The organism is Sorangium sp. So ce834 (assembly GCF_051521425.1).
In the GTDB taxonomy this organism is placed as follows: domain Bacteria; phylum Myxococcota_A; class Polyangia; order Polyangiales; family Polyangiaceae; genus Sorangium; species Sorangium cellulosum_D.
Map to the genome: position 1 here is coordinate 13,744,658 of NZ_CP150351.1, position 21,791 is coordinate 13,766,448.

20 protein-coding genes are annotated in these 21,791 nt (G+C 71.6%); 5 read left to right on the top strand and 15 right to left on the bottom strand.

What is annotated here, in order from left to right:
* Positions 1-217: 217 nt before the first annotated feature.
* Entirely contained in the window at positions 218-466 is a 249-nt protein-coding gene (locus WMF20_RS50335; RefSeq protein ID WP_437617269.1) for a hypothetical protein, read from the bottom strand.
* Here WMF20_RS50335 and WMF20_RS50340 point away from each other — a divergent pair.
* From WMF20_RS50340 to WMF20_RS50350, 3 genes are read left to right on the top strand one after another with little or no spacing between them, the layout of a single operon-like run.
* Positions 386-1,621: a TIGR02270 family protein gene (locus tag WMF20_RS50340; protein WP_437617248.1), complete on the top strand. Its 1,236-nt coding sequence runs from the start codon at positions 386-388 to the stop codon at positions 1,619-1,621. The genes WMF20_RS50335 and WMF20_RS50340 overlap by 81 nt on opposite strands.
* Complete coding sequence (locus WMF20_RS50345; RefSeq protein WP_437609336.1) at positions 1,605-2,630, top strand: DUF2169 family type VI secretion system accessory protein; 1,026 nt, start codon at positions 1,605-1,607, stop codon at positions 2,628-2,630. The genes WMF20_RS50340 and WMF20_RS50345 overlap by 17 nt, the downstream gene beginning before the upstream one ends.
* On the top strand, positions 2,627-3,673 hold the full coding sequence (locus tag WMF20_RS50350) for a hypothetical protein (protein ID WP_437609338.1): 1,047 nt from the start codon (positions 2,627-2,629) through the stop codon (positions 3,671-3,673). The genes WMF20_RS50345 and WMF20_RS50350 overlap by 4 nt, the downstream gene beginning before the upstream one ends.
* 22 nt (positions 3,674-3,695) lie before the next feature.
* Here the strand turns inward: WMF20_RS50350 and WMF20_RS50355 are convergent, their stop codons facing one another.
* The 5 genes from WMF20_RS50355 to WMF20_RS50375 form a co-directional block, all read right to left on the bottom strand.
* The gene (locus WMF20_RS50355) at positions 3,696-4,640 is read right to left on the bottom strand and encodes a type VI immunity family protein (protein ID WP_437609340.1); all 945 of its coding nucleotides are present in this window, start codon (positions 4,638-4,640) and stop codon (positions 3,696-3,698) included.
* Positions 4,637-5,407: a hypothetical protein gene (locus WMF20_RS50360; RefSeq protein WP_437609342.1), complete on the bottom strand. Its 771-nt coding sequence runs from the start codon at positions 5,405-5,407 to the stop codon at positions 4,637-4,639. Before WMF20_RS50360 ends, WMF20_RS50355 begins: the two co-directional genes overlap by 4 nt.
* Positions 5,408-5,441: 34 nt before the next feature.
* On the bottom strand, positions 5,442-6,371 hold the full coding sequence (locus WMF20_RS50365) for a DUF4150 domain-containing protein (RefSeq protein WP_437609344.1): 930 nt from the start codon (positions 6,369-6,371) through the stop codon (positions 5,442-5,444).
* 45 nt (positions 6,372-6,416) lie between these two features.
* Positions 6,417-8,660: a type VI secretion system Vgr family protein gene (locus WMF20_RS50370; protein WP_437609346.1), complete on the bottom strand. Its 2,244-nt coding sequence runs from the start codon at positions 8,658-8,660 to the stop codon at positions 6,417-6,419.
* 479 nt (positions 8,661-9,139) lie between these two features.
* Positions 9,140-9,763: a hypothetical protein gene (locus WMF20_RS50375; protein WP_437609348.1), complete on the bottom strand. Its 624-nt coding sequence runs from the start codon at positions 9,761-9,763 to the stop codon at positions 9,140-9,142.
* Between the two features lie 217 nt (positions 9,764-9,980).
* On the opposite strand from WMF20_RS50375, the gene WMF20_RS50380 reads away from it, so the two are divergent.
* Positions 9,981-10,595 (top strand): TetR/AcrR family transcriptional regulator, encoded by a 615-nt coding sequence (locus WMF20_RS50380; RefSeq protein WP_437609350.1) that lies wholly within the window; start codon positions 9,981-9,983, stop codon positions 10,593-10,595.
* Between the two features lie 182 nt (positions 10,596-10,777).
* Here the strand turns inward: WMF20_RS50380 and hisN are convergent, their stop codons facing one another.
* Complete coding sequence (gene hisN / locus WMF20_RS50385; protein ID WP_437609353.1) at positions 10,778-11,575, bottom strand: histidinol-phosphatase; 798 nt, start codon at positions 11,573-11,575, stop codon at positions 10,778-10,780.
* A gap of 95 nt (positions 11,576-11,670) precedes the next feature.
* Positions 11,671-12,699: an alpha/beta hydrolase gene (locus WMF20_RS50390; protein ID WP_437609355.1), complete on the bottom strand. Its 1,029-nt coding sequence runs from the start codon at positions 12,697-12,699 to the stop codon at positions 11,671-11,673.
* A gap of 101 nt (positions 12,700-12,800) precedes the next feature.
* Between WMF20_RS50390 and WMF20_RS50395 the strand changes: the two genes are divergently transcribed.
* Positions 12,801-13,802, top strand: coding sequence for an AraC family transcriptional regulator ligand-binding domain-containing protein (locus WMF20_RS50395; protein ID WP_437609358.1), 1,002 nt, complete (start codon positions 12,801-12,803; stop codon positions 13,800-13,802).
* A 24-nt stretch (positions 13,803-13,826) separates the two neighbouring features.
* Here the strand turns inward: WMF20_RS50395 and WMF20_RS50400 are convergent, their stop codons facing one another.
* The 7 genes from WMF20_RS50400 to WMF20_RS50430 all read right to left on the bottom strand — a co-directional run bounded on the left by WMF20_RS50400 (position 13,827) and on the right by WMF20_RS50430 (position 21,627).
* Entirely contained in the window at positions 13,827-13,955 is a 129-nt protein-coding gene (locus WMF20_RS50400; protein WP_437609360.1) for a hypothetical protein, read from the bottom strand.
* Positions 13,956-14,128: 173 nt separating this feature from the next.
* Positions 14,129-15,280, bottom strand: a complete 1,152-nt coding sequence (locus WMF20_RS50405) for a hypothetical protein (RefSeq protein WP_437609362.1) — start codon at positions 15,278-15,280, stop codon at positions 14,129-14,131.
* Positions 15,277-15,465, bottom strand: coding sequence for a hypothetical protein (locus tag WMF20_RS50410; protein ID WP_437609364.1), 189 nt, complete (start codon positions 15,463-15,465; stop codon positions 15,277-15,279). Before WMF20_RS50410 ends, WMF20_RS50405 begins: the two co-directional genes overlap by 4 nt.
* Positions 15,462-17,492 (bottom strand): hypothetical protein, encoded by a 2,031-nt coding sequence (locus tag WMF20_RS50415; RefSeq protein WP_437609366.1) that lies wholly within the window; start codon positions 17,490-17,492, stop codon positions 15,462-15,464. Before WMF20_RS50415 ends, WMF20_RS50410 begins: the two co-directional genes overlap by 4 nt.
* Entirely contained in the window at positions 17,489-18,943 is a 1,455-nt protein-coding gene (locus WMF20_RS50420; RefSeq protein WP_437609368.1) for a hypothetical protein, read from the bottom strand. Before WMF20_RS50420 ends, WMF20_RS50415 begins: the two co-directional genes overlap by 4 nt.
* Positions 18,944-19,540: 597 nt before the next feature.
* Positions 19,541-20,335 carry a hypothetical protein gene (locus WMF20_RS50425; RefSeq protein ID WP_437609370.1) on the bottom strand — a complete coding sequence of 265 codons (795 nt, stop codon included), beginning with the start codon at positions 20,333-20,335 and terminating at the stop codon, positions 19,541-19,543.
* A gap of 263 nt (positions 20,336-20,598) precedes the next feature.
* Positions 20,599-21,627 carry a hypothetical protein gene (locus WMF20_RS50430; RefSeq protein WP_437609372.1) on the bottom strand — a complete coding sequence of 343 codons (1,029 nt, stop codon included), beginning with the start codon at positions 21,625-21,627 and terminating at the stop codon, positions 20,599-20,601.
* Between the last annotated feature and the right edge of the window lie 164 nt (positions 21,628-21,791).

Here is a 21,791-nt window from a genome sequence, read left to right on the forward strand (position 1 = left end):
CGCTGCCCCTGCGTCCTGGGCCTGCGCGTCCCCTTGTTGATCAGCATGTCTGCCGTTGCCCATGATGCTCCCCGGCTCCTCACCGATCGCCGTACGCCGCGACCGAGGTGGCTCTATCGTAAATGCAACGATGCGAGGTGTCGAGCGACGGAGCATCGTGGTGCGAGCAAAGACGCAGCAAGGGAGAATCTGCTCGCGGAGCACGCGCCTGGCGTGATCATCGACGTTCGTCGGCGCGGCCCCGCGGCGCGAGCGCGAGCGCCGCGGGGCGGCGACATACACCCTGGACGCCGGGGGGATGGTCGTATAGAGGCAGAGCTCCGTGCTCCACGCTGCCTTGCAGGAGATCGTGGAGCGCCACTGCTTCGAGGTCTCGTATCTCTGGATGCAGCGGGAGCTCGCCGTCGACTCCTATGCGCACGACCTCGATGATGTCGCCCGGCTCGACGAGCGGCTCGATGCGCATCTGGACGGCCTGCGCATCGCCGGCAACGCCGGGATCGAGACGAGCCTGAGAGGGCTGGCGCGCGGGGGGGAGGAGACGAGCGCGGGCTTCGCAGCGCTGGTGCTCGCGGCGGAGCGCGGTGAGATCAGGATCATCTCCTACCTCCTGGAGCGGGCGGGCGCCCACCCGACGCTGGGACAGGCCTGCGCTGCGGCCCTGGGATGGCTGGCTGCGCCGGCGGCCCGCTCCTGGGTCGAGCGCTTCCTGTCGAGCGATGGGCCGGCCGGATGGCTGGGCGTCGGCCTCACGCTGGCCGCAGCGCAGCGCATCGATCCCGGCGCCGCGCTCGCTGCGGCGATCCGCTCCCGCGACGTGCTCGCCCGCAGAGCGGCGGCACGCGCCGGAGGGGAACTCGGCCGGCTCGATCTGCGGAGCGCGCTGGAGAGCGTGAGCTGCGGCGACGACGACGCCGCGTGTCGTTTCTGGGCGGACTGGTCTCTCGTGCTCCTCGGCGACACGTCGGCCGCAGGGCGGCTGCTCGCCGCCTGCGAGCAGGACGGCCCGTCCGCGTGGGTGGCCGCTTCCTTGGCGCCGCGACGGCTCGCGTCGGATCGCGCGACGGACAGCCTGCACAGGCTGCTCACCACGCCGGGCGCGGAGCGCCCCGCCATCGTCGCGGCGGCAGCGCTGGGTGACGCCGCGATGGTGCCCAGCCTGATCGAGCGAATGCGTCTTCCGAGGCTGGCGCGCCTGTCGGCGTGGGCCTTCCACGAAATCACGGGGATCGACATCGCGGGTGCCGGCCTCGCCGGCCCACGTCCCGAAGGCTTCCCGGCAGCGCCGAGCGACGATCCCGCCGATCCTGCGGTGTTCCCGGATCCGGAAGCGTCGCTCCCCTTTCCCGACACAGACCGGGTCGCTGCGCACTGGGCGAAGCGTTGCGACGACTTTCCGCCAGGCGTGCGCCTAATCCTGGGTCGACCACCCACAGATGCGTGGCTCCGCTCCGTGCTCGTAACGGGTCGCCAGCCGACGCGGATGGGCGCCGCGCTGGAGATGGTCATCCGCGCGCCGGGCCGTCCCCTGTTCCCCACACGCGCGCCCGCGCGGCGGCAACTCCGGCGGCTCGGCGTGGGCGGGTCACGCGCGGGAGGCAGCGATGTGGCAGCTTCGTAATCTATCCCCGTTCGCCGCCGATCGGCAGTTTCTCCGGGACGCCCGCGGAGCCGAGGTATGGGTCGTCGTCGTGCGCGCGACGTTCGACATCACGCCGGACGGAGCCGCGCGCGTCGCAGAGACGCAGGACGATGTCCGCCGGACGCCCGCGTACACGGGCGAGCCGGGGAGGAGCAGCCTCCTCGAAGATACCGACTTCACGCTCCCGAAGCCAGCCGTGGACGTGCTCGTCCGCGGGCACGCCTGTGCCCCGAGGGGCACACCCGCCGTGCGGGTCGATGTCGCGGTGATGGTCGGAGACCGAACGAAGACAGCCGTCGTGCTCGGCGACCGCGCCTGGAAGCGCTCCGCGGCGCGCCTCATCCCGACGGAGCCGACCCCGTTCGTGCGTATTCCCCTGGTCTACGAGCGCGCGTTCGGGGGCGCCGATCTCGCCGCGGATCCATCGGGCCGGACGCGCCTCGCCGAGAACCCGGTCGGCCGTGGCTTCTCGGAGAGGGCAGGCGATCTGGTGGACAGGCCGCTCCCCAACATCGAGCATCCGGCGCACCTCACCGCTTCTCCCCGCGATCGGCCGCCGCCGGTCGGCTTCGGCGCCGTCGCCCGTGACTGGATGCCTCGCGTCGGGTGGTCCGGCACGTACGATGACGCCTGGGAGAACGAGCGCCGCCCTCTGCTCCCGCTCGACCTCGATCCTCGCTTCTGGCAGAGCGCGCCGGTCGATCAGCAGCTCGATGACCTGCGCGGCGGAGAGCCGGTGGCGCTGCTCGGGCTGTCGCCGGACGGCCCCGTGCGCCTCAGGCTCCCCCGTGTGGTGCTCGGTATGCGCACCGCGCTCGGGCGCGAGGTCGTGGAGCATCGCGGCGCTCTCTCGACCGTGATCGTGGACGCTGACGCCATGCGGCTTACGCTCGTGTTTCACTCCCACGTGCCCTGCCATGGGCGAGATCACCTGCTCTCGGAGACGGTCGTCTGGGACAAGGAAGTCCTGGCAAGGACGGCTCCATGAGTCGCGGCGCCTGCATCGCCGCGATCGGGGCGGTGAGCGCGATCGGCGACAGCGCGGTGATGACCGCCGTGTCTGCCCGCGCACGGATCAGCGGCGTGCGCGAGCACCCGTACATGGTCGATCGCGCCGGCCAGCCGCTGAAGGCGGCCCTGGCGCGCTACATCGACGTCGACGCCGAGCCGGAACTCCGTGTCCGGACCCTGCTTGAGAGGGCGGTGGCGCCTTGTGCGGCCGCCTGGCCAGCGGGCGCCGGCGCTCTGGAGGCCGTCCTCGGCTGTGCGGAGGTGGGCCGTCCAGGGCTGCCGCCGGGCCTCGGAGAGGGGCTCTCGGAGGCCTTATCGGCGGCGGCCGGAGGAGCGATCTCGACCGTGATCGTCGAGCGGCGCGGCCATGCCGCGGGCCTGCTGGGCGTGGCGCGCGCGCTAGGCCGCGTGGCACTAGGCGGGGCCGAGGCGTGCCTCGTCGCGGCGGTGGACAGCTACGCGTTTCCCGACACGTTGGACGCGCTGGATCGGATGGGGCGGCTCCGGTCGGCGCACAACGCGTGGGGCTTCGTGCCCGGCGAGGCAGCGGGGGCGTGTCTGCTGTGCTCCGAGCGCTTCGCCGCGAGGTGGAGGCTGCCCGTCCTCGGACGCGTGGTGTCCGCCGGCACGGCCGAGGAGCAGGCGCTGCCGTTCACGGAGGGGATCTGCACGGGCGCCGGCCTCACGAGGGCGGTGCGCGCGGCGCTCGAAGGGCTCCACCCGGACGCTCTGGTCGACGAGGTCGTCTGCGATTTCAACGGCGCGCGCTACCGCGCGGACGAGATGGGCTTCCTCGTGGCGCGGCTCCCGTCGCGGCTCGCCGGCGGGTCGCCGTGGGCCCCCGCGGCGTCATGGGGCGATATCGGCGCGGCGTCGGGGCTGCTTGCCATCACCACGGCGTGCGTCCTCGCCGAGCGAGCGTTCCCTCGCGGGCCGAACGTGCTCGTGTGGGCTAGCTCCGACGACGGGGCCCGCGGCGCGGTGCTCCTGCATCTGCCGGTCTCCCACCGGGAGGTGTGAACGGCGCGGCGACCGCGGCGCGTCACGCTTCGGGCGCGAGCGCGTTGGATGCGGAGAATCTCTCGACCCAGCGCCGACTCGACGGCTCGGTCCACGGCGGCAGGAAGTGCACACCGCGCGCAGGGCGCAGCGTCGAGAGCCATCGATCGAGCGATGCGTAGGCCTCGGGTCGCTCGCGCCGGTTCACGTCGCACACGGAAGGGCGCTCGCCGGCCTGATACCATTGCGCTGCGGTCAGGCGACGGCTGGACACCCCCTCGGGGAGCGGCCCTGCCGCCGCAGGGGCGGTTGCCAAGAGCCGGTCCGATACGACGGTGATCCAGCCGATGCTGCGGAGCCTGTGTTGCCACGTCGACGCCTGGACCTCCAGCGGATCGCCGACATCGACGCCCCGGAAGCGCCGGCTGCGATCATGAATCACCTGCAGCGCGTCCGCGAGGAGCGGTGAGCACCACGGCACCGTGACGAAGCGGTAGCCCACGGTGATCCACTGGGCGCAGGGCTCGCCCGCGAGCGCCTCGGCCAGCGACGCGAGGCGCGCCCAATCCGCGTCCATGCCGCTCGTGACGCGAATCATCAGCCCGCGCGGCGCGTCGGGCTCTCGAACCCAGCCGAACGCGAGGGTCGCGCTCTTCACCGGGATGGAGTCCGTGCCCGAGACGTCGATGTAGCCGAGCGCGCCCCAGCGGATAGGCCGCCCGAGGTCCGGGCCCCTGCACGCTGCCTCGAGCGCGCGGCTCACCTCCTCGGCGTGGGCGGCAGCAGCGGGGACAGGCCCGCCGTCGGGGCCGTTGTGGTGCACGTGGCGCGCGTCGTACCGCACCACCTCGAGCGCTCCGGTCCATGCGGCGCGGAGGCGCTCCGGGTCCTCTCCGACGCTCACGGACCAGCAGGCCTCCACGCAGGGCCGGATCGCGACCGAGGCGGGGCCTGCCGGATGGAGCGAGAACGCCCACGGGTCGCTCACGACAGGCTCCGCGCATGATCAGGGATGTGCGCAGCGTCCAGGGGAATCCTGCCGCGCAGCGCCAGGTAGGCCCGGCCCCATCGCACGAGCGCGTCGATGTCCTGGGGACGGGTGATCCGCAGGATCTCGGACCATGCGTCGTCGAAGCGCAGGAAATAAAGGTGCGCCCGGAGCCCATCGAGCGGGCTCAGGACAGGGCCGCTGTCGATGCGGTAGTCTGCATAGGCGTCGGCGTCCCATCCGGAGAGCGGCTCTTCATCCGCCGCTTCCACGCGCATGTCGAGCGCATCGTGCTCTGCCACATACCGCTTCGCGATCTCGAACAGCCGTTCCATCGTCTCGTACGGGATGCCATAGCCCGATGCGATGAGCGCCGGGTCGTGCGTCGGCATGCGGTACAGCAGGGTACTCCAGGTGTCGTGCCACAAGGGCTCTTTCGCCGAAGCTACCACGGGTCCTCTCACCCATGCCACGAACCGCGCCGCGCTCGTCGGGCCGCACGTCTCCGCGATGGTGCGGACGAGGGTGTCCGCCACGACGTCCAGCCGGCCGCTGTAGTCCAGGTCATCGTTGTCGGCGGCGTCGAGGGCTCTTTTTTCGAGGAGCGCTGCGCGCGCCGCCGCCTTCGCCCCCTCGGCGTCCGGGAACGACAATCCGAGGTCGGGCCAGAACCGCTCGAACCGGTCCAGGCTCAGCCACAAGATGCCGCGGCACCACACGGCGAAGGTGTCCAGGCCACGCAGGTTGGGGAGGGCGGCATGTACCATCGTCGATCGTTCGTTCCTTTGGCATCAAATAGCATCAAATGGGGCTGAGCTGCAGCGGCAAGAGCGGCGGGAAAAGGCGGATTATTCGAGAAATGACGATGAGGGTGACGACCACGCCGCCCGTCACCGCTGCGCCCTTGGCGACGTCCTCTCCGCTGATGGACGGGCTCGTCGGCGCGGGGGCCATCGGCGCGACGGTCACCGGCTCGATCGGCTTGCCGGGGCCGAGCTCCGGCTCCTGGTCGGCGTATTCGCGCGCCTTGTGCGGCAGTGGAGGTCCCTTATTGTCACAGTCGTTTTCATCCCACTTCCTTAGCTGCTCTTTGAGCCGTTCCTGGCCCTTCCGATACTCGTTCAGATGGTTTTGCGCCTTCGCCCCAAGGGACCCGTCGGGCCTCGTTCCCCAGCCGCCCACGTTCTGGGCATACTCTCGCCAGCGCATGGCCAGGCCCTGATAGCCCTGAGGGCGCCCGCCTGGCGGGGTGGGCGGCCGCACGGTGTTGATCAGCATGTCGATCATCTCGGCGATCTTCACGCACTTCGGGTCCGGGCCTTCTGGCGGCATGCTTTGCTGGTAACCACCGAGGCACACCGTGTTTCCGCGGTTCATCCACATCTTGTCGGTCAGCCGCGTCGCGTTCTGCCCTTCGAGGAGCACGTCGAACGAGTACGAGATCCACGTCGCCTCTTTCATGTTCACGCCCGACTTCACGCCCCCGGCCGTGCCTGGCTCGTCGCCCGAGCTCACGCTGAGCTCGGAGCCCAGAATGCCCGCCATGTTGCCGCCGTCGACGAGGACCGTCACGGTGCCTTTGGCGAGATCCTTGGCGAACGCCGTGTTCGGATATGGGATTGGCAGCGGCTGAGGCGGGGTCTTGCAGACGTCTGGCGCCGTCGCCGCGGCGAATCCGCCGCTCCCCTTATGACACAACGAGACATCATTGATGCGGATCGTGACAGCCATCGGTTGCCTCGTGAGGGCGCGTGATCGGGCGGCGCGGCCACGGCGTCAGTTCATGGTGATCGTGGGCCCCTTCACGTGCACGTTGGCGGCGCTCTCGACGTTCACGACTCCTTTGGCGTTCACGTTGACGACGCCCTGCGCCACGACGGAGATGTCATTGCCCGAGACTACGATCGTGCCCGCCTTGTCCATGCTGATGGAGCTGGCCCCGCAGGTGATCGTGATCGTGTCGCCCGCGGTGATCTTCTTGCTCGCTCCGACGGCCTCTGTCTGCGAGAGCGCCACGTTCGTCGCCATCGCCCCGCCGACCGTGATCGTGTAGGCACCGCCCACGGTCAGCGCCTTCGCCGCGCCCACCGTCTCGGCCGACGCGAGCGCCACCGTCTCCGTCTTCGCCATGCCGACGCTCACGCTCATGTTCGCGCCGATCGCCTCGGTGTGGTTCGCCCCCACCTGCACCGAACGGTTGGCGCCGATCTGCTCGTTCTGGTTGACCCCCACGAACATCGACTCGTTCACCCCGACCGATTTCGTGCGGCTGTTGCCGATCGTGACGCTCTCGTTGTTCCCGACCAGCCGGGTGCGATCGTTGCCGATGCTCACGGTCTCGTCGTGCCCGACGCTCCGCGTCCGATCGTTCCCCACCGTGAGCGCGTCATCGTGCCCCACCTGCTTCGTGCGATCGTGGCCGATCCGCACGGACTCGTCGTTCTTCACGAGCTTGTCGAGGTTCTTCTCCGCCTGCATGCGGACGAGCTCCTGGCCCTTCCTGTCCTCGAACATGATCTCGTTGTAGTTGTCCGGGCCGCCGCCCGGCGAGGAGCGGCTCTGCCAGCCGCTCTGGGTCTTGTTGTCGGGCAGCTTGTACGGCGTCTTCTGGACGTTCGTGTAGACACGGCCGACGATGATGGGCCGGTCGGGATCGCCACCGAGGAAGTCGACGATCACTTCCTGGCCGACGCGCGGGAGGTTCGTGCCGCCGAAGCTCGCGCCGGCCCACGGCTGGCTCACGTGGATCCAGCACGAGGAGCGCTCGTTCATCTTCGACTCGCGGTCCCAGTGGAAGTGGACGCGCACGCGGCCAAATTCGTCGGTGTGGATCTCCTCGCCGGGCGGGCCGACCACCGTCGCGCTCTCCACGCCGCTCGTCTTGGGCTTCGGGGTGACGAGCGGCGGCCTGTAGGCAAGGCCAGCGCTCACAGCCTCGCAGGCGCAGGACCACTCGCCGCCGTGCTCGCCGCTCAGCGTAGCGCCCGTCACGAGAAACGCGCTGCCCGGGGACAGCTCGCTCTTCGGATGATCGAGGATGGACACGACGGTACCCGGCGCGAGATCGATCGTGTTCGTGTCGAAGGCGACGGTCCTCGCCTCGACGCGCTTCGCATCGAGCCTGCGCTGCGCCAAAGCGACCGCCTCTCTCTCGTCGGTCCGGTAGCGCCCTCGGTCGTCGGCCACGGGCGTGGGCTGTCCCTTGTCGCTCTCGTACAGGAAGGCACCAGGAACGTAGTGGTACCGCTCGAGCTGCGCTTCTAGCTGCTCCTGCGTCTGGGCCGAGCTGCGGAGCACGTACTCGGGCACCCGGCGGTAGTCGTGATCGCGCACGGTGTACTTGCCGGATCGGAGCCGGCGACTGACGCGCACCTTCGTGACGTGCTCCCGGTCGGCGTCGGTCGGGTTGTCGCGGAACGTGATCGCAGGGGCACGCGAGGCGTTCGTCTGCGGAGCGTCGTCCAGGACCAGCCTGGTCTCGCCGCCGTCCGTCTGGAAGTAGAAGCTGACGCCCGCGTCCTCGAGCATCCGGCAGAGGAACGTGAAGTCGGTCTCGCCGTACTGGACGCGGTACTTGCGCTTCTTGTACGTGCCGGAGATGCGCTCCGACGTCGAGATGTTCCACTCGGCGAGGAGCATCCGCGCAATGTCGAGCTCCGACTGGAGCTGGAACATGCGATGGTTCCGCCGCTGGGTCAAAAGCCACAGCACCGGCACCATCACGAGCTTGTAGGTGGATACGCCGATCTCCTCGGCCGCCACCTGCTCGATGTGGCTGCAGACGCCCGTCCATGTGCGCACGGCCCGCTCGGTGGTGCCCTGGCGCAGCGTGAATGTCATGGGCTGGCCGACGACGGCATCGAAATCGATGTCCGCGTTCTCGCAGACAACGATGAAGGAGAGCTCGAACAGCGCGCTCATTCGCTCCGAGATGTGAAACTGCCGGACGTCCAGCCGATCCCCGGAAGCGACCGTGATCTCGGTATGACGGAGCACGTCGAACGGAGCTGACGTAGCCATGCGCACATGGTTCAGGAAGCCACGCCGCGGCGCTAGCGGAATCGTGTGGGTGGCACGCCGGTCCGCCGTGTCGCGCTCTCAGGTCGTCCACAGGGCCTGCCGGCATGCCGTGGATCGGATGGCGGCGAAGCGGTCCGCGGAGAACCAGGCTGTGCTGCGCCGCCCGAGGTCACTCTCCTCCTTTCCGGATGGCACACGGCTGGTCTTCTAGTTCGGACGGAAGGCCAGCCGTGTGTCGAGGTAGGTGCGAGACGAGGGAGGGGTGCCTTATTCCGCGAGCAAGGTTCGTGACCAGCGTGAGGTCGTCGCCGTCGCACGTGTCTTCCGAGATCGCGAGGCACTCGCCGCCGATGCAGACGGCGTCCGCTGTGCATCGGAGTGCGTGGCTCTCGGCGGTCGGTTCTGTTGTGTTCACGCTGGACGCCGACGGGAGCGTGCATTGCGGTGGGCGGAGGACGCCGGCGCGCCCCATCTGTCCCTCAGGCGCCGGCGCCCACGGCGCGCCGCGCGCGGTGCCGGCGCAGCGCGAGGCTCACGAGCCCGATCGGCGTCACGACCAGCGCGAGCGCGAGCCCCACACCGGCCCCCGCGAGCCCCGCGACCGTCGCGAGCGCCAGCCAGAGCGCGTCGCTCGCCGTCGGGCCGGACGAAGGCGTATCGACGCGCATCTCCCGGCGGAGATCGCCGACGGTCCGATCGAGCAGCGCCTCGAACGGCTGGCCATACAGGCTCTCGCCGCGGCGGCCGCGGAGGAACGCGCGCACCGTCCGGCGCGGGGCCGAGAGCAGCCCCGCGAAGAGGCCGCCCAGGTTGAGCTGCCACGCCGCGACGAAGCCCTTGCAGCCGGCGCCGAGCTCCCACGCCGAGATCTCGAACTCGCCGATCGTGTTCGTGTCGTAGCCCGTGAGCACGTGGTGCAGGTCGTGGTACCGCACGGCGCGCACGCGCGCCCGGGTGTTCGGGAACGGGACGGGGAGGGGGCCGAGCTTGAAGTCGACCCACGCGTCCCCGTACCCGCCGTCCGCGCCGAACCCGTTCACCTCGAAGTAGATCGCCCGCGCCTCCCGCATCGTGAGGCCCTCGTCGTAATGCACCAGCGCCATGGCACCACCCTCCGTGGATGACTACGGTCACTGACCATGGTCATTCTTCGAGCCAGCATTGTCAAGACCGCCGTGCTTGACTCGTAACCGCGCGCGGCAGCACATTGCGCGAGCGATGAGCAGGGTCAGTCAAGGCGCGGCGAGGCGCCGGAAAGCAGCCGCGTCCCCGGCGGGAGCCGCGTCACCCGCGTCACCCGCCTCGCCGCCGTCCCCGGCCGTGCCGTCGCCCGAGCGCGGCGGCCGCGCCCAGCAGAAGCTCGACACCCGCCGCCGGATCCGGGACGCGGCGTGGGCGCTCTTCACCGAGCTCGGGTACGACGGCACGACGACCAAGGCGGTGGCGGAGCGCGCGGAGGTCGCGGCGGGGACGGTGTTCGTCCACGCGCGCGACAAGGCCGACCTGCTCATGATGGTGATGCACGACCGGCTCGCGGCCGCGGTCGACGCGGCGTTCGAGACGCTGCCGCGCAAAGACCCCCTGCTCCCTCAGCTGCTCCATGTGTTCCAGCAGCTGTTCGCGATGTACGGCGAGCAGCCGCTCGTGTCGCAGGCGTTCGTGAAGGCCTTCCCCGGCGCGTCGGGCCCGAACGGCGAGCGGCTGAACGCCCTCACCTTCGCGTTCCTGCACCGCATCGCGGCCCTCGTGCGCGACGCCCAGGCGCGCGGCGAGGTGGCCGGCGACATCGACCCGCTCGCCGCGGCGCACAACATCTTCGCCCTCTACTTCGCGGCGCTCCTGTCCTGGCTCAGCGGCTTCGCGACGCTCGGCGCGGCGCTCGATCCGTTGCTGAAGAGCTCCCTCGCCCTCCAGGTCCGGGGGCTCCGGGCGTGACGCCTGGGCCGGGCGCGCCTCCCCGGCCCCGCCCTCGCCGGCCGTCGATAGTGCTCAAATTTGTCCGGAGAGAGCTCACATGAAGGCGGGAAGGCAGGAAGAACATTGATCCTTTCTTCCCGCCTTCCCGCCTTCATGTTCAATTTTGAGCACGGCCCGGCCGTCCCCGGGGCGCGCCGGCGTCAGCGCGCCTCGCGCTCCGCCAGGCCGCCGCGTAACGCGGCGAGCACCTCGGCGTGGACGCGCGGATCGCCGGCGGCCACCACGTCGCCGGCGCTCGCGGCGTCGAGCGGGCGCCCCTCCCAGTCCGTCATGAGCCCGCCCGCGCCGGCGATCACGGGGACGAGCGCCGCGAAATCGTGGAGCTTGAGCCCGTACTCGACGACCACGTCGACGCTGCCGCTCGCCACGAGGCCGTACTGGTAGCAGTCGCCGCCGTAGCTCACGAGCTTGGCCCGCGACGCGACCGCGCCGAAGGCGCGCGCCGCCGCCGGCGGGAAGTACTGCGGGCCCGTGGTGGAGAGGCGCGCCAGCGAGAGCCCCGCGCAGGCGCGGACGCGCGCCGGGCTGCCGTTCCAGAGCGTCGGCCGGCCCAGGACGCCGACCCAGCGATCGCCGAGGACGGGCTGGTCGATGACGCCGAGCACCGGCCTCCCCCGGTGCAGCAGGGCGATGAGCGTGCCGAAGAGCGGCTTGCCCGTGATGAACGCCTTCGTGCCGTCGATGGGATCGAGCACCCACACGTGCTCAGCCCCGTCGTTCTCGCGGCCGAGCTCCTCCCCCACGATCCCGTGGCCCGGCGCGTGTGCCGCGAGCAGCTCCCGGATCGCCGCCTCGGCCTCGCGGTCCGCGATCGTGACCGGGCTCGCGTCGGCCTTGTCGTCGGCCTCGATGCCCTTGCGGAAATACCGCCGGATCACCGCGCCGCTCGCGTCCGCCAGCCGCTCGGCCAGATCGACAAGGTCTTGGGAAGGCGTCATCGTCTCGTCCTCCTCGAGGTCCCCCCGGAGCGAGCCCCGCGGGCCCGATCCAGTACGCGCTGCGCGCGCGCACCGCAACGGGCGCGGAGCCCGGCTCAGGCCCGCTGCGCGGTCGCCGCCTCGCCCGGGCGGCGGGGCGGCGCCCCCGGATGCGGCTCGACGGCGCCCGCGGACAGGCGCGCCCGCAGGTACGCCCCCACGGCGTCCGCGCCCCGGGCGCCTTCCGGGTGATACTCGGCCAGGACCGGCCCGTTGTGCGGCATGTCCCGCAGCACGTCGAGCGTGACGTCGATGCCCGCCTCGCGGGCGCGCCGCGCCAGCTCGAGGCCCTCGTCCCTGAGGCGCTCGGCGTCGCCGACCTGGACGAACAGCGGGCCCAGGCCGTCGAGGCGCGCGTGCAGGGGCGACAGCCGGGGGTCGTCGAGCGGGATCGCGCCGGCGAAGTCGCGCGCCTGGCGCGCGAGCCCCTCCCGGGTGCCGTAGTCGGTGGGGTCGTTCTCGCGCGTCGAGGCGCTGCTCGCGGTGAGATCGAGCCAGGGGGAGACGAGCGCGGCGCAGCGCGCCTGCCCGCCGCGATCGCGCAGCGCCAGCTGGGCGACGAGCGCGAGGTTGCCGCCGGCGGAGTCGCCGGCGAGCGCGATCTCGCCCGGCGCGTGGCCCCGCTCGACCAGCGCGCCGAAGGCGGCGAGCGCGTCCTCGAGCTGCGCTGGATACCGATGCTCCGGCGCCAGCCGGTAATCGATCCCCACGACGCGCGCGCCGCTCGAGAGCGCGAGCCGCGCCATGACATCCGCGTGGGTCTTCGTGGATCCGTACAGATACGAGCCCCCGTGGAGGTAGAGGACGACGCCTCGATCCATCGCGCCCGGCGGCTCGAACCACACGGCGGGCACGCCCCCCAGGACATCGGCCGTGCGCTCGACGCGGCGGACGGCCTTGTCGGGAGAGAAGCGCGCGTCCAGATCGGCCCGGACCTTCGGATAGGGCCAGTCGAGCATGTCGATGAAGTCGCGGCGGAGCGCCCGGACCACCCACTCGAAGGCAAAGCCCCAGGTCGGCCGAGCGGGGCCGTGGCGGGCGCGCTCGACGGCCGTCTCCACGAATGCGAGACTGAAAATCTTCATGAGACGCAGCACCATGGCGAGGACCGTAGCCCACGCCCCCTTCGGGTGCGGCGGCCGGGCGCGCCAGATCGCGCGGCCTCGCGCGCCATCCCGGTCGCCCCATGAAGCCGCGCGGTAGCGGCGGCGCCGGCATCTCGGGCGCCATGGCGCTGCGCCTCGTGCGGTTCTGCGCGGACCGCGCGATGGACACGGCGCCGCTCCTCGACGTGCTCGGCGCCACCGAGGGCGAGCTCCGGCGTCCCACGTGCCGCGTCCCGTACGCCGCGCTCGACCGGGCCATCGAGGCCGCGGCCTCGCGCGTCGGCGCGGCGGGCCTCGGGGCCGCGCTGGCGCGCGTGCGGGACGAGGAGACCTACGGCGTCGCCGCGCTCCTGCTGCTCGCGGGGCCCTCGTTCCGCGACGGGCTCGCCCGCGCCGTCGCCTACCAGCGCGTGTGGGGCGACGGCGAGCGCTTCGCCCTGAGCGCGCTCCGCGGCGGGCTCGCCGTCCGCTTCGAGCACCCCGGGCGGAGCGCCCTGGCGGGCGCGGTGCTGGCCGAGTGCGCGCTCGTGGAGATCGTCGACGCGGTGCGGCTGCTCACCGGCAGGCCCGCGGAGGGCCACGCCGCGCGGCTCCGGCACGGCCGGCTCGGCCCCGACGACGCGCTGCGCGCGGCGCTCGGCGTCGCGCCGGCGTACGGCTGCGCCGAGAACGCGCTCGCCCTGCCGGCGGAGGTGGCCGGGCGTCCGGTCGCGGCGCCGCCGGAGCTCCTCGGGCGCGCGCTCGAGCGGATCGCCCGCACGGCCGTCGCCGCGCTCCCCGCCTCCGCGTCGCTCGCCGACCGCATCGCCTCGATGCTCCGCGCCGAGCTCGACGTCGCCGCCCCGCGGCTCGAGAGCGTGGCGCGGCGGCTCCACATGAGCGCCCGCACGCTGCAGCGCCGGCTGCAGCGCGAGGGCACGAGCTTTCAGGATCTCGTCGACCGCGAGCGCCGCGCGCGCGCCATCGACCTGATCGACCGCGGGGCGAGCGCCAAGGAGGCGGCGCTGCTCGTCGGCTTCGCCGAGCCGGGCAGCCTCGCGCGCGCCCGCAAGCGCTGGAGCGCGGGCGCGCGCGGCGCCTGAGCGGCGTCGCCCGCCGGCGCCGCGTCAGCGCCGCTTCCGCGGATCGCCCCGGAGGATCGGACACGCCATCAAGAGGCTCAGCCACACGACCAGGAACTTCGGATCGGCCAGCGTCTCGAACGGGATCTCGAAGCGTTCGTTCGCGGGCTCCACCTCCCGACCGTTCTGCGAGAGCGGATGCCCACCCCCGGCCCGTGCTCGGCGCTTCGCGCCTGCGCGCGGTCCGCCCCTCCCAAATCGCGCGCTCCGCGCGCTCAGGGAGGGGCGCGTTGCTCAGCATTTCCAGGTGCGGAACCTGCAAGGGAGCGTTAGGCGGGCGCCCTGCGTCATGACGTGATGCCCAGCAAGAAGAGCGCATCCGCCCAGAGCGGCCAGAGCGTGCGGTACGGGTGGGTCGCCAGCACCACGCCGCCGCTCGGCGGGCGTTGCACGTGAAAGGGGGCGTGGCGCTTGATGAACTGGACGTGCTTGCGCGAGGCGACGTCCGCCTGGTAGGTGGCCGCGCCCTCTTTCGTCGCTGCGATGGTCTCGCGGGCGGCCGACTCGACGCTGCGCCAATCGTTGTCGGGCACTGCAGAGGCTTCGAGCGCGTCGAGGAGCAGGCTCGGAGGTGTATCCAGCGCCTTGAGGACGGTTTCGCGCGTGAGCTCGGCGTCACCCTCGATGGGGGCGCGTGCTCCGCGACGAACGGCATCGACGCGCGTAGGTCGCGTGTCTCTCGACGCCGCCGCGGCCCAGTCCATCCGCGTATGCTGGCGCAAAAGATCGACGTCGCCTGCAATGCCGACGCATGCCCCATGCGGAGCGGCGTCGATGCGCGCGCGCAGCAACTCGAGTGGCATCCCCGCGGTCAGCGCTGTCTTGTCACCCTCGTGCAGGTGAACCCATGAGAGGGCGAGGTCGCGCGCAACCGACGCGGCGTCCGCGTGGTAGGTCGCGCATGTCTCGACGGGGGCGCCCCAATGCCCAACGTCTACGCACGCGCCTGTCTTCACGTGTCCATGCGCCTCCGGCGCGCAGAGGCGGATCAGTAGATCCTCGATGTCCTGCTGGACTTGAATTGACGCGATCGCCGCCTCGATCTCCACACCGCGCATCGTACCGGTGGCGATTTCGAGGCTCGACGAGAGCAGATCCCTCCGGTCGAACGGCGACGCACACAGAGGCCCGGAGGGGCCGCGACGTTCGTAATTATCACCGTTGCATACAATGGCGAAGCGAACGCTGGTTCCGGAGCTCAACGTCACTGGAAGCGACGCGAAGACGTACGTACCAGGGGCGAAGGCAGTACGCACCGCCGCGATGGCCTCGTCGATGGGAACCGATCGGCGCCACGTTACATCTGGATGATCGATCGACTGAATATCGACATTGCACGTTGCACCATGAGCAACGAGGACAGACATCGCCGCCGCGAACGCATCGACCCTGTCCGCCTCGTTACACCATGCATAAAAATAGGGACTTCCGTCGCTCACAGTTCGATCACCATGACGAGGTTCTTGTACCCTCTGATGCGGACCCGCTCACCCGTGCTCACCTTGACCAGATAGCCGCTCACGACCGTTAGATCGTTATTATTGAGCGGCGCGCCCTTCGGCATGATAAGCTCGACCCTCTCGACATCACCGGCAAGCCTCCACTCCTCATCGAGCTTCTTCATTGCATTTTCCAATTGCTCGAGTGCCTTGTCAGCGTCAATTTTCCAGTTTCGCTTGCGATTGACTTCACCTCGCTCAGCGCCAGCTTATTTCCTTTGGTCACTGTGAGGAAGTCGGGCGCCTTCGCAATGCCGTTGGAACCATCCTTCGGGATGCGCAGGACATCGCGCACGCCGTCGTCGCCGACGCCGATTAACGCCCGCCCGTCGTCCAGCATGAACTTGGCCGCCTTCTTTTCCATCGCATCGAGCGGCTTGCTCGTGACCGCTCCGCGCAGCGTTTTGTACCATGTGCGCCGGTTCCCGCGCAGCGCGGCCATGACGGGGTCTTCGATCTCCTCGATCTTCCTGGCGACCCGGATCGCCCCCGGCCGCAGCCCGCCGGCAACGGCGACTCCGTGCCAGACGTGCCCGACCGCCCCGAGCCCGAAGCCCACCCCCGAGAAGATCCGCTCCTCGTCGCTCAGCGCCTGCCCCGACGGCAAGCACCACGCCTTCCCGGTGACCGCCTCGCACAGGTCCAGCGCCGGCCCGACCACCGGCACGAACCCCACCCCGATGCGCGTCGTCGCGTGCACGAGCGTCTGCATCACCCCCGCGTACGCCTCGGCGCCTTCGCCCACCGTCGACATCGCCCCCGCGAACGCGCTGATCGTCTGGTAGAGCTGCGTCTGCTCCAGATCGAGCCCGTCCCCCGTCCACTGGTTCAGGCTGTCCTTCATCTGGTCCGCGAGCGCGTCGAACCTCGGCTTGAGCACCGTGTCCACCTGCGCCCGCAGGTCCGCCGGCACCGGCGTATCCACGAACCAGTCCGACGCATCCATGTACCGCCGCACGTACGCCGTGATCCGGTTCTGCGCCTTCAGGAACGCGTTCGTCTCCGCCAGCGACACCCCCATCCGGTCGCGCAGCGCGATCTCCAGCGCCGCGCTGTTCTCTCGCCACGCCCGCACGTTCGCAACGAAGTCCGCCCGCGCGACCACCACCCCGCCGCTCACGTCCGCTTCCAGCGCCGCGATCACCGCATCCGCGTACGCCGCATAGGGATCCCTCCCCTCCTCGAACGCTCCGTCCACCTCCGCGATGTCCGGCACCTCGACCCACGGCACCTCGCTCTCCCCGAGCGCGTAGTTCCACGGGTCGTCCGGGTCCCACCCCTCGGCACGCGCGTCCTGCGTCGCGAGGTCCGCCACCTCATCGGCCTGCGCGCCGAACTCGTCGAGCAGCCGCGCGAGCTCGCTCTCCAGGTCGCTGACGCTCTTCTTCAGGTCGTCGACGAGCTGCTCCATCGCCACCCGCGTCTCCGCGTCGACAACGTCCTTGTACCGGTCGAGGATCGCGTCGAGGTCGGTCCGCGAGATCTCGTCCAGCGGCCGGCTCACCAGGTCGTGCAGCTCCGTGTCGAGCTGCCGCAGGAGGTCCATCCGCGCCCGGAGGTCCGCGACCCTCGCGGCGTTGCGGAGGAGCTCCGTCATCAGCCGGGCGATCCTGACCTCCAGCTCCGCGATGTCGCGCGCGAGGTCCGGGTTGATCTCCGAAAGGCTCAGGTCGACCTCGGTGCTGCCCTCGAAACCGGTCCCATCGCGGCGGATGTCGAAGAGCGGCTTGTTCAGCCCGAGCGGCTCCGAGACGAGGTGCACCACCTCCTGCGCGTGGGTACACCAGTTGCCGCCGTTCACGGTGTGGACCCCGAAGTGGAACTCGTTTCTGCCCATGAGGAGCAGCACCGAGTCGAACTCCGCATCGAGCGTGTTGCTCCGCGAGCCGTCGCCGTGGATCTGCAGCGCGCCCGGCACCCCGTAGGTGGGCAGCGGCGTCCGGTTCACCTCGAACATGGCATCGCCCTCGGTCTCGAGCTCGGTAGAACCGCACGAATCGGCATCACCGTGGCTCCTCCAGAGCACGGTGTACGGCGTGCGCGCCCACGCCGGCGACGGCGCCAGCACCGCCAGCGCCGTCATCAGCGCGATGAGCTTCTGGAACACCGCGGCGCTCCGGCCGCGCAGCGCAACGTCCTTCGAGCCTCTCATGTCCCCTCCGCGCCGCGCACCGCCGCGTCATACGCGATCGCGGCGCCCTTCACGTCGCCCGCGTCGAGCCTCGCCTGCGCCCTGTCGAGCGCCGCCGCGGCCATCCCCTTCTCCCGCAACGCCGCGAGCCCCGCCGCGATCTTTTTCGGCAGGCCGGTCCTGAGCTCCGCCTCCGCGGCGTCGAGCCGCCCTCGCAGCGCCGCGCACCCGGTCTCGCGCCACGACGACCCTGCCGCCTCGCAGAGCGGCCGCATCTGCACGAGCGCCACGAGCACCCCGCACCGTTCGGCGAGCAGCGGCAGCCCCAGCTTCTCGCTCACCGGCGGCGCCGCCGACAGCGCCTCCACCCGCGCGCGCGCTCCCTCGCCGAACACCTCCGACGCCCTCTCGAGCCGCGACCGCGCGATCGCCTCGCGCGCCCCTTCGTCCCCCTCCAGCACGCGGAGCGCCTGCCGGCGCAGCGCGATGCCGCCGAGCAGCGCCGTCGCCGTCGCGTCGCTCCGGGCGACCCGCCGCTGCGCATAGCCCAGCATCGCGCTCAGCGAGCGCAGCGCCCCCGAGGTCATGTCTGGCACGACCGCGCCGTGCGTCGCGAGGACCTCCTCGTGCGGGGCGATCGCCTCCTCGAACGAGACCGCGAGCGCCTGGAGCTCCGCCGACAGCGTCATGATCTCCGCGGCGAGCTCGTTCGGCGCCCGGCTCGCCTCGCGCGCCGCCGCGAGCACTGCCTGCTCCGCGCCGTCGAGCTCGTCGATGCCCGACCGCGACGCCCGCTCCGAGAGCGCCGCATACGCCGCCGTCTCCGCCGCCTCGGTCTCGCGGTACGCGGCGAAGCGCGCCGCGACGCCCGCGTACCGGGATCGCAGCGGCGCGGCGTCGCTCCGGGCCTGCTCGAAGACCGCCTGCACCACCGCCATCGCCTGCTTGTCGGCCGCCAGCGCGGCGGCGAGCGGCTCCTTCTCGGCGCTCGCCTTGCCGGTCATCGCCTGCTGGAAATTGTCGGCCGCGCGGACCGGCTCCTCCTCCAAGATCGCCTCCTGGCGCTGCCTGGACTGCGAGAGCAGCCCGAGGAGCCTGCCGTGCAGGGTCGCCCGGAGCGACTCGGCGTTCTTCTCCTCGTCGCGCACGTAGGCCACCGCCCGATCGATGAGATCGAACCAGGCCCGGAGCGCCGCCTCGTTCGCGGCGAGATCGTCGAGCATCGCGCCGCTCGGCTCGAGCGCCCACATCTGGATCGGCGGCTCGCCGTCCTCTTCGGCCTGGCTCCACGCGCTGCCCGGGCCCTCGCTCGCGTCCACGCAGCGCTCGACGACGCTGGTGTTCGATTGCGCGCAGAACCCGCCGGGCGCGTGCTCCTCGCGCCCCCACGAGCACCCGCACGCCGTCGCGCCGAGCGCCAGGGCAGCTATGGCCGCCACGAGGATCGCCTTCCGCCTCGTGTTCCTTCTCATGCTCATTGCCTCCACCCCGCGATCTTTCTCGCCGCGCACGCTCGCCCGCTCGTGCCGGCAGCTCGTGCCGGCAGAAGCAAGCGCCCACACCAAGGCGGTAGGACATTGCTCGGCCGAGACGCCCGCCCCGAGCGCCATTCCGTCCTTCCTCCGACGCGCGGGCCATCGCTGGACGGGAAGGCCGTCGCCTCGCTGGAGCAGTCCTGTTGGGTCCGACGGGAGTCCTCGATGACGCCCAGGCCGCCGTCCTGGAGCGCAGGGGGCGTACCGGGTGTGGCGCTCGACGCAGCAGCCGCTCCGCGGGCGACGAGCGCAGGGCAACACGACGCCGGAGCCGCTCCGCGGGCGACGAGCGCAGGGCAACACGACGCCGGAGCCGCTCCGCGGGCGACGAGCCCAGGGCGAGACGGCGCCGGAGCCGCCGGAAAGGCGAGGTCCGGCGGCGCCGGAGCTGCCGAGCCCTTCGGAAGGGCTTCGCCCGCGGCGACGGCCGAGGGGAACGGCTCGGAGCGCGGTTCGCCGCGGGATCATCGCGTTTCCCGGCCGTGGCAGCGCGATTCGGGGGGCGTGAGGGCCGCTCTCGGGCGCGGCCGGCGGTCAGCCGCCTTCGAGCGGCAGCGGCGATTCGGGCGAGGCGGGCTCCTCGGCGGGCAGCGCGCCGTCCTCCTCGGCCGCGGTCCGGCCGGGCCTGCGGCCTGACGGGCGCACCTTGGCGGCAAGATCCTCGAGGCCGGCGAACGTGAAGCTCGCGGCGAGCAACGCTGCGCCCTGGCCGAAGCTCTTGTCGCTCTTGCGCATGGCACTCTGCTTCGCGCGCAGCGTCGCCTCCTTCTCGCGCTCCTCGGTCGCGACCTTCGCGAGCGCCTTCTTCAGCGCCGGCAGCTCGGCCGCGATCTCGTCGGCGAGCGCGGCGCGATCGAGCTTCATCGACGCGCGCCTCGGTTTCGGGAGCTTGATCTCCGTGTCCCGCAGGGCGCTCACGACCCGCTCGCCGACCGTGACGAGCACGGAGGGGTCCTCGGGAACGGCCCCGTCCAGCAGCAGCTTGCGCAGGCCCGCCGGCCCGAACGCCGCGTCGACGGCGGCGCGCCCGTCGACGAGCACCGAGCGCAGCCGGGCGGCCGCCTCGTCGCGCGCCTCGCGGGGCGCGGCGTCGTCGGCGAGCTCGCGCTCGTGCGCGTCGTCGGCCGCCACCAGCGCGGCCGTGTCCGCGGCGAGCCGGCGCGCGACGAGGCGCACGAGCAGCGCCACGTCGGGCATCTTCTCGCCGGACCTCAGGCAGGGCGCGAGCTCGGCCGCAATCCCCTTCGCGATCTCGTCGGCGTGCGTCTCGGCCGACGCGGCCACGGCGCGGCTGGATTTGTCCCTGTCGGTCACCAATTTGGACGCCATGCACCCCTCCTTCTCGGAAAACGCGGCCGGAACGGCCGCAACATGGCCCGGCAGGCTCATCGATGTGCGAGCGCATCGCAAGACGCCGGCACGTTCGCCGCGGGCCGGCAGCGCCTCCTCCACGCCCCGCGGCGCCGCGTCAGCGCCGCTTCCACGCCCGGCGGCGCCGCGTCAGCGCCGCTTCCACGCCCGGCGGCGCCGCGTCAGCGCCGCTTCCACGCCCGGCGGCGCCGCGTCAGCGCCGCTTCCGCGGATCACCCCGGTCAGCGCCGCTTCCGCGGATCGCCCCGGAGGATCGGATACGCCATCAAGAGGCTCAGCCACACGACCAGGAACTTCGGATCGGCCAGCGTCTCGAACGGGATCTCGAAGCGCTCGTTCGCGGGCTCCACCTTGCGCTGCTGCGCCTGCGCCGTCGCGGGGGCCACGACCTCGGGCAGCCGCCTCCCGCCGATCTCGACGTTCGTGCCGCCCGTCGCGGGCAGCCTCGGCAGCAGGGCGCCCTCGGCCGCCAGCGCCTGCTCCTCGGGGGTCCGCTGCGTCGAGAGATCCGGATCGACGATCACCGCCGCCGGCTCGAGCGCCTCCGGGCCCTCGCCGCCGCCGCGAGGCGTCGCGGTCGCGATCCGCGCGTCCTGCTCCGGATCCTCCGGGCGGTCCACCGGGGCGTAGCGCGGCGCGACCTCGCCGGGCCTGCGGGCGCGGAGCTCGACCGTCACCCGGGTCGGGATGTACACGCGCCGCACCTCCTCGGCCGGGACCACGGTGTCCTTGACCGACGCGGGCGCCCCGGCGAGCTCGGGCACCTTCGCGCGCGCGGCGTCGATCGCCGCCTGCTCCGCGTCGATCGCCGCCTTGCAGCCCGGGAGGGACGGATCGAAGTCGAGCCCGACGGCGCTGGCGCCCCCCTTCCTCACATCCGGGTTCGCCGTGCACTCCCGGAGCACGCGCTCCGCGACGGCGTCGTCCTCCCGGTGCAGGAGCGCGAGCGCGAGCTCCTTGCGATCGTCGATGCCGTTCGCGACCTCCGGCCGGGCGACGAAGCGGTAGCGCACGCGGAGCGCGACGTTGCGCTGCCCCGCGGCGTCGACGACGGTCACGGCCTCCTTGAGGAGGTTGTCCGTGGTCGCGCCCTGGACCTCGCGCCGGCTCACCATCACCCGGGACCGCCGCAGCCCGGTGAACACCGAGCGCGTCTGCGCCCGCACGCGCTCGAGGATCTTGAAATCGCTCGTCTCGGTCGGGACGTAGACGTAGCCCTCGAACTGGAGCAGAGCGGGCGGACGCTTCATGTCCTCGTTGCCCGTCGCCTTGCCCCGATCGCCGCACCCCGCGAGCGCCAGCACCCCGATTACCGGGACAACGCGGACTACTGCACGGAGAAGTGCCACCACAACAGATCTCCCCGACGGCGAGGGTGCAACCTCGGTGAATCTAGCGCCGCCACCCTCCTGAA

Bases quoted from the DNA above. Each gene is read 5' to 3' on its own strand.
- WMF20_RS50335 (WP_437617269.1), bottom strand. From the start codon at position 466: ATGCGCATCGAGCCGCTCGTCGAGCCGGGCGACATCATCGAGGTCGTG.
- WMF20_RS50390 (WP_437609355.1), bottom strand. From the start codon at position 12,699: ATGAAGATTTTCAGTCTCGCATTCGTGGAGACGGCCGTCGAGCGCGCC.
- hisN (WP_437609353.1), bottom strand. From the start codon at position 11,575: ATGACGCCTTCCCAAGACCTTGTCGATCTGGCCGAGCGGCTGGCGGAC.
- WMF20_RS50345 (WP_437609336.1), top strand. From the start codon at position 1,605: ATGTGGCAGCTTCGTAATCTATCCCCGTTCGCCGCCGATCGGCAGTTT.
- WMF20_RS50375 (WP_437609348.1), bottom strand. From the start codon at position 9,763: ATGGCGCTGGTGCATTACGACGAGGGCCTCACGATGCGGGAGGCGCGG.
- WMF20_RS50360 (WP_437609342.1), bottom strand. From the start codon at position 5,407: ATGGTACATGCCGCCCTCCCCAACCTGCGTGGCCTGGACACCTTCGCC.
- WMF20_RS50370 (WP_437609346.1), bottom strand. From the start codon at position 8,660: ATGGCTACGTCAGCTCCGTTCGACGTGCTCCGTCATACCGAGATCACG.
- WMF20_RS50430 (WP_437609372.1), bottom strand. From the start codon at position 21,627: ATGAAGCGTCCGCCCGCTCTGCTCCAGTTCGAGGGCTACGTCTACGTC.
- WMF20_RS50420 (WP_437609368.1), bottom strand. From the start codon at position 18,943: ATGAGAAGGAACACGAGGCGGAAGGCGATCCTCGTGGCGGCCATAGCT.
- WMF20_RS50365 (WP_437609344.1), bottom strand. From the start codon at position 6,371: ATGGCTGTCACGATCCGCATCAATGATGTCTCGTTGTGTCATAAGGGG.
- WMF20_RS50350 (WP_437609338.1), top strand. From the start codon at position 2,627: ATGAGTCGCGGCGCCTGCATCGCCGCGATCGGGGCGGTGAGCGCGATC.
- WMF20_RS50425 (WP_437609370.1), bottom strand. From the start codon at position 20,335: ATGGCGTCCAAATTGGTGACCGACAGGGACAAATCCAGCCGCGCCGTG.
- WMF20_RS50410 (WP_437609364.1), bottom strand. From the start codon at position 15,465: ATGAAGAAGCTCGATGAGGAGTGGAGGCTTGCCGGTGATGTCGAGAGG.
- WMF20_RS50395 (WP_437609358.1), top strand. From the start codon at position 12,801: ATGAAGCCGCGCGGTAGCGGCGGCGCCGGCATCTCGGGCGCCATGGCG.
- WMF20_RS50340 (WP_437617248.1), top strand. From the start codon at position 386: ATGCAGCGGGAGCTCGCCGTCGACTCCTATGCGCACGACCTCGATGAT.
- WMF20_RS50415 (WP_437609366.1), bottom strand. From the start codon at position 17,492: ATGAGAGGCTCGAAGGACGTTGCGCTGCGCGGCCGGAGCGCCGCGGTG.